The sequence below is a fragment of the Pseudomonas sp. PWP3-1b2 genome (genome assembly GCF_049896045.1).
Taxonomy (GTDB): Bacteria; Pseudomonadota; Gammaproteobacteria; order Pseudomonadales; family Pseudomonadaceae; genus Aquipseudomonas; species Aquipseudomonas antarctica_B.
The window spans coordinates 32,192-42,805 of sequence record NZ_JAFCTN010000050.1; the positions used below are offsets into that span (position 1 = coordinate 32,192).

Consider the following 10,614-nt stretch of genomic DNA (forward strand, 5'->3'; position numbering starts at 1 on the left):
ATCCTCAGTCCTGCATTTCGGTCTGGCGTTCGACAGGGTCGATCAGCACGGCTTTCTGCTGGCGCACCAGCAGGTCGAGAATTTCTTCCTGGCGATCCCCAAGGATGCCGGAGAAGCTGATGCCGCTGGATTTGGTCGGCGCCAGCATCGATACGCGGTACAGCTCGACGCTCAGCGGCGAGTCGATGGACAGCGGCCCGCTGCCGTTACCGGCCAGTTCACCGCCGACCACGATCAGCGAAACCTTGGCATCGAACGGGTCGAGGGCGATGTCGCGGTCGGTGTCGGTCAAGTCCTTGATGTGGCCGTAGACGCCGGTCAAACCGTTAGCCATCGAGGTGTTCTCGTACAGGCGAATGTTCACGCTGTTACGGATGCGGATGCCGTGGCGACGGTTGCTGATCACCTTGTTGCCCCACAACAGGTTGTCGCCGCTCTCATAGAGGGTGATGCCGTCGGTGTGGTTGCGGTAGATCTCGTTGTCGGCGATCAGGTTGTTCACGCTGTTACGGTCAATCACCAGGCCCGACAGCTTGTTGTCGTAGCTGCGGTTGTTGAAGATGAAGCTGTCGTTCACTTCCCGGGAAATGATGATGCCGTGCTTCTTCTTGGTGCCGTAGACGGTGTTGTCCGCGATGATCAGGCCGTGGGAACGGTCGTGGGGGTCAATGCCGTAGACGATGTTGTCTTTGTAGGTGTTGCCCTTGAGCACAAAGCCTGTGGTTTCGTAGCAGTAGAAGCCGTACCACATGTCCGAAAACTCGGAATCAATGATCCAGCCGGTCGGCTCGGCGCGCTTGAGCACCTTGGCCATGTTCGGCGTGTACTGGGAAATACTCACCCCGTACGACTTACTGTTGGCATAGCCGAAGCTGGCCATTTTGGTCTTGGAGATGTAGGTCTCGGTGCCGCCCCAGGCCAGCAGGAACGGGCGGAATTCCTTGGGCGACTGAAACAGTGCCGGGCCATTCGCCTTTTCATTCCAGCCGGTGATTTTGGTGTCATGCACAAACAACTGGCCGTCGTTGATCAGGAACGAACCGGCTTGCTGGGACAGGCGCAGCTCCTGGGTTTTCCTGTCGATTTCCAGGATGCCCTTGCGCCCGACCACGATCGGCAGCTTGGCCAGGAACACGCCCGGCGAGGTTTCGCTGAGGTACTGCTTGGGCACTTTGCCGAGCAGGTCCTTGAGGTTCATGTAGCCGTCGTCGACAAAGATGGCCTGGGGAATGCCGTGCTGACGCACCACCCATTCGGCCATCTTGTTGTCGCCGCCGATAAAGTCTTTCAGCGCGTCTTCCTGCATCATGCGGCGAATGCTGACCTTGCCCGGCTTGCTGCGCACGATCTTCTTTTCCATCGCCGCAGCGGTGTAGCCCGACAGGTCGGGCAGCGCCGGCTTGGGCATTTCCAGTGGCGCGGTCGGCGGGCTGGAAATGGTGTAGGTCTTGGCCTGTTGCAGCTCTTTGGCGATGGTCGGCGCCTTCACCGGCGCACCGTCGGCAAAGGCCGAAGTGCTGGCCAGCAGCATGGCTGCGACCAGCAGGCTGACCGAGCCTTTGAGGGCTTGAGGGTTCATCGCGCAGGCTCCCATCAGAATTTCCAGATCACGTCGACAAACGCGCGGTGCATGTACGAATCAACGCCGCTGCCATAGGCGTCGCCTGGCTTGAACACGCCGGCACGCAAGCGCACCAGCGCCGACGGTTCGTCGATCGACTGGCTGAGCGCGGCCGGTAGCAGGCCTTTCTTGAAGTACTTGGTGACCACCACGTCCATCTCCTGGCCCAGGTCTTTCTTGCCGTCTTCAAGCGGCAGGGAGGTGCTGGACAAGATCGCGCCGGTCACGTCATCGGTGTTGTTCTCCACGGCATCGATGCCGTTGCTGCCCACCGGCTTGTTGCCGTCGACACGCCAGAACTTGTGATAGACCAGGCTGGCGTCATAGTCCTCGCGCAGCTGCCAGGAACCGAACAGGCTCATGGACTGCATGTTGTTCATCTCGCCGCGAAACGCTTCGCCGAAGCGGTGCACGCGGGATTGGGTGCCGGTCCAGTTCGAACGGTTGCTTTGCAGGCCGTTCTGCTCGTAGTTGGCGCTGGCGCGCGAATAAGCAGCGCCCACTTGCCATTGCGGGTCTAGACGCAGGCGAATGCCCAGGTCGGTGGCCCAGCCACTCACGTCGTCGCTGCGCTTGGCTTGTGCCGGGCGTGTGCCGTCGGCGTTCAAGGCGTTGACCGTGTCGCGGTCGCCTTTCATGCCGGTAACGCTGGCCCAGTAGTTGACGGTGTTGGTGTTACGCCAATTATAGGCGTCGCTGTTGGCCTCGATGCCGAGCCAGGTCTGGTCGCCGTTTTCGCGCTTGTCCAACGGGTCGGTGGCCACGCCCGGTTCGGCGTAGTCGAGCTTGCCGTCGTCATGGGTGTGGTGACCGCGCAGGCCGATCCACTGCCCCGGCGTCCACTGGTAGGCGGCGTCGGCATAGAAGTGCTGACGGTCCTTGTCCTTGGGCGACAATTCCTTGAGGTCGGTGCGGTATTCGCTGAAGCGTTCGGCGGCGCCGACATTGGCCTTGAGCAAGGTGGTGTCGAAGGTCCAGTTCAGCGCTTCGATATTGGTGTCGCGCCATTGGCCGTCGTCATTGCGCAGGCGCTGGCGACCGAACTTGAGGATCTCGCCGGGGTAGGGCGTAAAACCGCTGTAGCCGACCCAGAATTCGCGCAGGGCCAGGTAGTTTTTCTTGGCCTTGCGGTCGTCGTTGCTGGATTGCTCAGTGGTGTCGTCGGCCGACTGTTGCAGGGTGTCGGTCTCGATGATATCGCTGGACACCACCGCCTGGCCCATGGCGTAGGCGCTCCACGCGCCGCTTTCGCCGTAGACCCACGGGCGCAGGTCGAGGCCGATGCCGTTGACGTCGCCGCCTTTCTGCGTGCCGAGGTCGCGGTCGTCTTCGGATTGCGCGGTGGCTTTCACTTCAAGGCCAAAGTTCTTGGCTTCGGTCAGCGCGGCCAGGGTCGGGCACGACCACAGCAGGGCGAAGGTCAGGCCGATACCGGCCTTGACGAATGGGTTGAGCTTCATAGGGATTCCTCGCCGTCTTCGTCTTCCAGGGCGTGCAGTTGCAGCGTGCTCTGGGCCAGGGTGCCGCGGGCGGCCAGCTCCTGTTGCACCAGGCGTTGGCCTTCGGCGCGTTGCTGCGGTGTCAGCGGGGCTTCGAGCTGCGTGGCCAGGTCATTGGCCTGCGGCGTGTTCTGGGCCTTGGCCAACTGGCTGAAGACATAGGCATTCATTGGGTCGGGCTTGGTGCCCTTGCCTTGGGAAAACAATTGAGCGATGGCGAAGTCGGCGCTGTTCTGGCCGTTGCGCGCAGCGGTCAGCAAGTGGTCGAGGGCTTTTTGCGAGTAAACCTTGCCCAGGTAGCCACGGCGGTAAATCTGGCCGAGGTAGTAGTCGGCGGCGACTTCCTTGCCCACGGCTTTTTCGAAGTGCGCTTCGGCGGCCTTGGCGTCAGCCGGTACCCACTTGCCTTCGTAGTAGAGCTTGCCCAGCAACAGCTCGGCGCGCGGCTGGTCGGCGGCGCGGCCGTTGTCCAGGTACTTCATCATCTGGTCGACGTCGCCGAGTTCCGGGAAGTCGTAGAGCAATTGCGCCAGGCTGACCCAGGATGCCGGGTAGCTTGGGGCGATTTTTTCCAGCAGCGCTTGGGCGGTTTTTTCGTCGGTCTTGCCCAGGGTTGTATCACCCAGGACGCGCGCGACGCTGTCGACGCGCTGTGCGGTGACGGCGCCACGGCTGTAGCCGGCTTCCATCTGCTTGAGCAGTTCGGCCTGTTTTTCCGGCTCGGCTTTTTTCTGGTAGACCGTGGCCAGTTCGACGTAGCAGATGTCGGTGGTGTTCAGCGCGGCTTTGCAGATGCGCTCCACATCATCCAGGTGCTGGTCGTAGGTGCCCTGGGTGCGATACAGCAGCACCTGGGCCAGGCCGGCTTCCGGATAACCGGCGGCCTGCCATTTGCTGATTTGCTGCTGGGCGTTCACGTTCGGGAAGCTGTGCGGGTATTGCAGGTACAGCATCGCCAGCGGAATCAGGGTGTTGCCTTCGCCATTGGCAAAGGCTTTTTTCAGCAAGCCTTCGGCCTCATGCTGCTCGGCTTCGGTGGCGCCGGGTTTGGCCACCAGCAAACGGCCAAGGCGTGCCTGGGCGCGGGGCGAGGTGTCGGCGGCCGCGCGGTAGGTGGCTTCGGCCTGGCGGATTTGCTCGGGGTCGCGGGTGCCTACCTGGATATCGGCCAGGCCCACTTGGGCCTCGCTGTAACCCAGGTCGGCCAGTTGCTGGTAGTTCTGCTGGGCGGTAACGGTGTCGCCGCGCTTGAGGGCTTCGTTGGCCAGGCGCTGGTCGGGCAGGCCGGCGCAACCGGCGAGGCTGACCGCAAGGGCCAGAGCGCAATACACGGCGGCCGAATGAGATCTGCCCTGTGTGGGAGCTGGCTTGCCTGCGATGCGAGCACCTCGGTGTGTCAGGTGTACCGAGTCGATGCCATCGCGGGCAAGCCCGGCTCCCACAGGGGGCTGTGCTGTTCTTGAAATTGGGTTCACAGGCATGTCCTCGCTTACAGACCGTGAGCCATGGCTTTATCGATCAGCCAGTTCAGCGATGGGCCACGGTCGCTGGTCACTTCCACCGGGCGGCCGGCATAGGTGCTGTCCAGCGGTGCATCCGGCTTGATTTGCACGCGGATGTCGGAGGACAGGTCGGCGCTGTTCAGGCTGGTGCTGCTGACGATGGTGCCGGTGCGGATCTGTTCTTCGTCGGCCACCTGGAAGCTCACTGGCGTACCAGGGCGAACGTCGGCGAACTGGCGGTAGGTGAAGCGTGCTTCCACATTGGCCTGGCTGCCACGTGGTACCAGTTGGAAGATCACATCGCCTTTGCTGGCGTATTGGCCGTCGGCCACCAGCTGCTGCGAAACTACGCAATCACATGGCGAGGTCAGGGTGCCGGTCATTTGCTTGCCGAACAGCTCTTCAACCTTGGCCGGTTGCAGTTGTTCTTCGTCCAGATGGCCCTTGAGCACATCGAGCATGCTGGTGCTGAAGGTGGCGAGTGGCGCGCCTTTGGCCGCTACCGCGTCACCTTTGAGCAGGCTTTGCACGGTACCGTCGCGCGGCATGGTCACGTTCATGCCAGGCACGCTGACAATGCCGGCCTGGGCGTGGCTGACGAAGTACATGCCGTACACCGACTTGAACACAAAGCCGAACGCGGCCAGGCCCACCAGGAAGATTGCCAGGCTGAACGTCACGGCGCGCAAGCGACCGAAGGCGCTCATGTTGCTGCCGCTGTCCTTGACCTTGCGCGCCTTGGTGAAGTTGTCGCGTTGCAGGGTTGCGAGCACGTCGCCCATGGTCACGATGTCACCGGACAGGTGCGAGGTGATCAGGTGGCGCAGGGTGGAAATATCCTGGGCATCAAGGTTCTGGAACTGGCAACCGGTGCGGCCGCTCTGGCGGTCGTAGGAGCGAATCTGCAGCTCCACGTCCATCGCCAGGCCGAGGTTGTCGATGACGAATTGCAGGCGACCCTTGTGCACTTCACCGATGGTCAGCGGCTGCGTCGCGGTGAACGCGAGGCCGCCGGCGGACAGGTCGAGCACGCGTGCTTCGGTCGGCGTACGGTCGTTGTTGAAAAAGCGCAACTTGGCCGGGATTTTGACGCGGGCGTGCTGGCGCTGGGCTTCGGATTCGTGGACTACGTTGGCGTTTACTGGACTGTTCATCAGGGCATTTCCTAGAGTTAATTCAGGCTTGGCAGGGTCAGACCATCATCAGCAACACGGCGACGAAAATGCTGCCGGCGGAGAAGGTCATGGTCCGAGACGACCAGGTGTTGAACCAACGTTGAAAGCTGGCCAAATCGCGGGTCAGTTTGGTGTCCTGGCGGGTCCAGGACTGTTGATCAAGGCGGAAGAACACGTAGATCTTCACCAGCGCGCCCATGATCTGGTTGTAATACAGAATCACCGGGTAAGCTGGACCGATCTTGTGGCCGGAACACGACAGCAACAGGGTCAGAATCAGGCGGGTGATGCCGATCCACAGCAGGTAGGCGAGGATGAACGCGCCGCCGTACTTGAAGGTGGCGATGATCGCCACGGTCAGGCCGAGCAGGGAGGTCCACATCGACACGCGCTGGTCGAACAGCACCACGCTGGTGAACAGACCGAGTCGGCGTACACCCAGGCCCAGGGCGCGGGAATTCTGGCGCAGGTTGTTGCCGTACCAGCGGAACATCAGCTTGCGGCTGGCCTTGATAAAGCTCTTTTCCGGCGGGTGTTCCACGGTGTTGATCGCGGCGTCCGGCACGTAGAACGTGTCGTAACCCAGGCGCATCAGGCTGAACCAGCTGGACTTGTCGTCACCGGTCAGGAACTTGAAGCGGCCCAGGCGCCAGTGTTGCAGCGAGTCGCTTTCCACGTCGGCGATAAAGCCCGGGTCGGTGACCACGCTGGCACGGAACACCGACATGCGACCGGTCATGGTCAGCACGCGCTTGGACAGGGCCATGGAGCACATGTTGATGTGGCGCTGGGCGAAGCGCAGCTTGTGCCATTCGCTCATGATGTAGCCGCCGCGCACTTCGCAGAACTCGTTGGTGGTCAGGCCGCCGACATTGCCGAACAACTGGAACCACGGCACGGTTTTGCGTACCACGCCTTCGGCAAGCACGGTGTCGCCGTCGATCACGGCCACCACGGCGCGGTCGTCCGGCAGGTGGCGGGAGATGGCGCGAAAGCCAAAGGCCAAGCCGTCGCGCTTGCCGGTACCGGCGATGCGCACGAAGTCGAGCTTCACGTGTTCCGGCGGGTTCATGCGTTCCCACAGGCTTTTCACCAGCAGCTCATCGGACATTTCCACCAGCGAGCAGACCACGGTGGTCGGGAAGCCGCATTCGATGGCTTCGCGAATCACCGAGCTGTACACCTGCGCGGTGGTCAGCGCGTCGATACGGAAACTGGTGACCATCAGGAACACATGGGAGGGGTCTGCCGACTTGCCCAGCTTGCGCACTTTGCGCCGCAGGTGCGGGTAGACCACGTACAGGAACAGCATGCCGCGAAAGAAATGCGTAGCACCCATCGAGTAGCGCCAGATACCGACGGCGCCAATCAGGAAAATAAAATTCTTCGACTCGGAGTCGAACGTACTCGCCGGCAACAGCAAGGCGAGTCCCATCAGCAGGCTCAAAAAGAACAGCCAGCCGGCGGATTGGAGCAGTACGTGTTTTAACTTGGACATGAGCGTCATCCGAAGGTGAAGAAGGCTTCAAGCTGCAGGCGCTGGGGGTCAGGCCACCTGCAGCTTGAAACTCGCCGTTGCTGTTACCAGCAAATGCCTTCGGTACGGCCGCTCACGCTGGTGGCCTTGGACATGAAGCCCACCAGATCGATCACCTGCTTGCCGTGCGGAGCGTTGTGCGCCAGGGCACGGAACTTCTCGTCGCGGTTGCCAAGGATGATCACGTCGGAGTTGTTGATCACATCATCGAAGTCCGAGTTGAGCAGGGACGACACGTGAGGGATCTTGCCTTCGATGTAGTCCTTGTTCGCACCGTGCACACGGGCGTACTCGACGTTGCTGTCGTAGATGCTCAGGTCGTAACCCTTGCCGATCAGCATTTCGGCCAGCTCTACCAACGGGCTTTCGCGCAGGTCATCGGTGCCGGCCTTGAAGCTCAGGCCGAGCAGGGCGACTTTGCGTTTGTCGTGGCTTTCGACGATGTCGAAGGCGTTCTGCACCTGGGATTCGTTGCTGCGCATCAGCGAGTTGAGCAGCGGCGCTTCCACGTCCAGGGTGCTGGCGCGGTAGGTCAGGGCGCGCACGTCTTTTGGCAGGCACGAACCGCCGAAGGCGAAGCCTGGGCGCATGTAGTACTGGGACAGGTTGAGGGTCTTGTCCTGGCAGACTACTTCCATCACTTCACGGCCATCGACGCCGACAGCCTTGGCAATGTTGCCGATTTCGTTGGCGAAGGTGACCTTGGTGGCGTGCCACACGTTGCAGGTGTACTTGATCATCTCGGCAACGGCGATGTCCTTGCGGATGATCGGTGCGTCAAGTTCTTCGTACAGCGACTGCAGGACATCACCGGAGGCTTTGTCGAACTCGCCGATGACGGTCATCGGTGGCAGGTCGTAGTCGGCGATGGCGGTGGATTCACGCAGGAATTCCGGGTTGACCGCGACACCGAAGTCGACGCCGGCTTTCTTGCCGGAGCAGTCTTCCAGAATCGGGATCACCACGTTGGCCACGGTGCCCGGCAACACGGTGCTGCGCACAACGACGGTGTGGCGGGTGGCTTTGTCGCGCAGCACAAAACCGATCTCGCGGCACACGGCTTCGATGTAATCGAGTTCGAGGTCGCCGTTCTTCTTGCTCGGCGTGCCGACGCAAATCATCGACAGGTCGGTGTCACGGATGGCGTCGGCGAAGTTGGTAGTGCCGCGCAGTCGACCGGTCTCGATACCCTGGCTCAACAGTTCGCCCAGACCCGGCTCAACAATTGGCGATTTGCCAGCGTTGATCAGGTCGATCTTATCCTTGGAAATGTCTACGCCGACCACTTCATGGCCCCGTGCAGACAGGCAACCGGCACAGACTGCGCCTACGTAACCCAAACCAAATATGCTGATGCGCATCGCATTTACCTCAATATTAATCATGCCAATTAAATGGCCGGAGTTCATGTTTGCAAGCGTCACTGATGCCGCAAAAGTTAGGCGAATAGACGCCAACTTATTGCGTGCAGGCATGTTGAATAACGAGTGACTAACGATTGCACTCAAGTTGTGCGCAACGTGACCTTATTATTTGGGCTTGCCCTCAAATGCAGCCGGCCTTTCTGGGAAAAGGGCCTGGCGCCAGTGCCGCAAGGGTTTGATAGAGGCTATAAGCCTTTAAATATCAATGCCTTGGGTTTTATCACTGACACATTTAGGTAAGCCTGGCCGTGGCCTGATAGTTCCTGGCATATCATCCTTGTCGCCGCTATTAACCACTGGGTAGGTAAGGTGACCGATGAGTCGAAGTTGAATAATGACAACTTCGCTACTTCCGTTGGTCGCCGCGTAAGTCATCTCTTACAGCAACAGAGAATTTCGCTACCGGTGGTATGAGCGGTGGTTGAGGACGAAGTTCCTGGCCGCTCATCCTGTGGACTGACATTTCTTGCAATATTAGAAAAGATGGCACTGGTAGTATATTGATAGCACTGGCTATTTGGGCCAGTAGTTGCAGGGAGTTGGCGAGCGGGGATAGTTTTGTGCCACTAGTGTTGGAAAAAAGTGGTGCCACTACGAAAAAAAATGATGAATGTCGAGTGAAACAATTGTTAGGTTCGCAGGTGGGTGTTTTTTGACGCCAGGCAAATGACAGTTTCGTGGTTTGAATGCGATTAAAACTGTGGGAGCTGGCTTGCCTGCGATAGAGGTTTGTCAGTTGGCAAAGTTGCTACTGATACACCGCTATCGCAGGCAAGCCAGCTCCCACCTCTGAGCACCGGCATTTCCGAATGCCCGGTATCGCCTTATTCCGATGCGTGATCGCGCAGGAACACCAGGTTGTCCGGCTTGGACAGCTCTGCATTGAAGCGGTAGCCCTGCACATCAAACTGCTTGAGCCTGGCAGGGTCGTTGATGCGCTCCTCGATCACAAAGCGGCTCATCATGCCTCGGGCCTTTTTGGCGTAGAAGCTGATGATCTTGTACTGGCCGTTCTTCAGGTCCTTGAACTCGGTGTTGATGATCCGCGCGTTCAAAGCCGTGCGTTTGACCGCCGAGAAGTACTCGTTGGACGCCAGGTTGAGCAGCACGTCGTCGCCTTGTGCGGCCAGCGCTTCGTTGAGCCATTCGCTGATGCGCGTGCCCCAGAACGCATAGAGGTCTTTGCCGCGGGCGTTGGGCAGTTTGGTGCCCATTTCCAGACGGTACGGCATCATCAGGTCCAGCGGGCGCAGCAGGCCGTAGAGGCCGGAGAGCATGCGCAGGTGGTCCTGGGCGTAGCTGAAATCGGCGTCACTGAACGTCTCGGCGTTGAGGCCGGTGTAGACGTCGCCCTTGAAGGCCAGCAGTGCTTGTTTGGCGTTGGCTTGAGTGAACGCGGGGGTCCAGCTGCCGAATCGCGCGGCGTTGAGGCCGCCGATCTTGTCGGAGACGTGCATCAATTCGCTGATTTGCGCCGGGGTCAGTTCGCGCAATTGCTCGATCAGCTCCTGGGAGTGGTCGAGGTATTGCGGCTGGGTGAAACGCGGGGTGGCCGGTTTGGACTCGAAATCGAGGGTTTTGGCGGGGGAAATCACCATCAGCATGAAGTTGGCTCCTGTAATCGTTGTGGGATTGTAGGGGGGGAGGGGGTTTGACTCCACCTATGATGGTGATAGCTGTGGTTGTGTACATATCCGTTGCTGCGGTTATGGCTTGAATTGGTTCCGCTCTTACAGCCAGCCCTTTCAAGGTCTTTAGGTAGAACAGGCGATACGGACTCTGTGGCGAGCGGGCTTGTCCCGCGTTGGGCTGCGAAGCAGCCCCAAAAACAGCAGCCTAAGAGTGTCTGACACACC

At 60.2% G+C, this 10,614-nt stretch carries 7 protein-coding genes; all 7 read right to left on the bottom strand.

Annotation, left to right across the window (positions count from 1 at the left end; translation table 11 throughout):
* Positions 1-4: 4 nt before the first annotated feature.
* The gene (gene algG, locus ACP7A2_RS23800; protein ID WP_426136231.1) at positions 5-1,594 is read right to left on the bottom strand and encodes a mannuronan 5-epimerase AlgG; all 1,590 of its coding nucleotides are present in this window, start codon (positions 1,592-1,594) and stop codon (positions 5-7) included.
* Positions 1,594-3,081 carry an alginate export family protein gene (locus tag ACP7A2_RS23805; protein ID WP_426136233.1) on the bottom strand — a complete coding sequence of 496 codons (1,488 nt, stop codon included), beginning with the start codon at positions 3,079-3,081 and terminating at the stop codon, positions 1,594-1,596. Before ACP7A2_RS23805 ends, algG begins: the two co-directional genes overlap by 1 nt.
* Entirely contained in the window at positions 3,078-4,601 is a 1,524-nt protein-coding gene (gene algK / locus ACP7A2_RS23810) for an alginate biosynthesis TPR repeat lipoprotein AlgK (protein WP_426136235.1), read from the bottom strand. Before algK ends, ACP7A2_RS23805 begins: the two co-directional genes overlap by 4 nt.
* 8 nt (positions 4,602-4,609) lie before the next feature.
* Complete coding sequence (locus ACP7A2_RS23815; RefSeq protein ID WP_426136237.1) at positions 4,610-5,776, bottom strand: PilZ domain-containing protein; 1,167 nt, start codon at positions 5,774-5,776, stop codon at positions 4,610-4,612.
* Between the two features lie 37 nt (positions 5,777-5,813).
* Positions 5,814-7,295: a mannuronan synthase gene (gene alg8 / locus ACP7A2_RS23820; RefSeq protein ID WP_177016445.1), complete on the bottom strand. Its 1,482-nt coding sequence runs from the start codon at positions 7,293-7,295 to the stop codon at positions 5,814-5,816.
* An 83-nt stretch (positions 7,296-7,378) separates the two neighbouring features.
* A complete protein-coding gene (locus ACP7A2_RS23825; RefSeq protein WP_348061809.1) occupies positions 7,379-8,695 on the bottom strand; it encodes a nucleotide sugar dehydrogenase in 1,317 nt (438 codons plus the stop codon).
* A gap of 887 nt (positions 8,696-9,582) precedes the next feature.
* Positions 9,583-10,362 (bottom strand): peroxide stress protein YaaA, encoded by a 780-nt coding sequence (gene yaaA / locus ACP7A2_RS23830; RefSeq protein ID WP_426136239.1) that lies wholly within the window; start codon positions 10,360-10,362, stop codon positions 9,583-9,585.
* Positions 10,363-10,614: the final 252 nt, after the last annotated feature.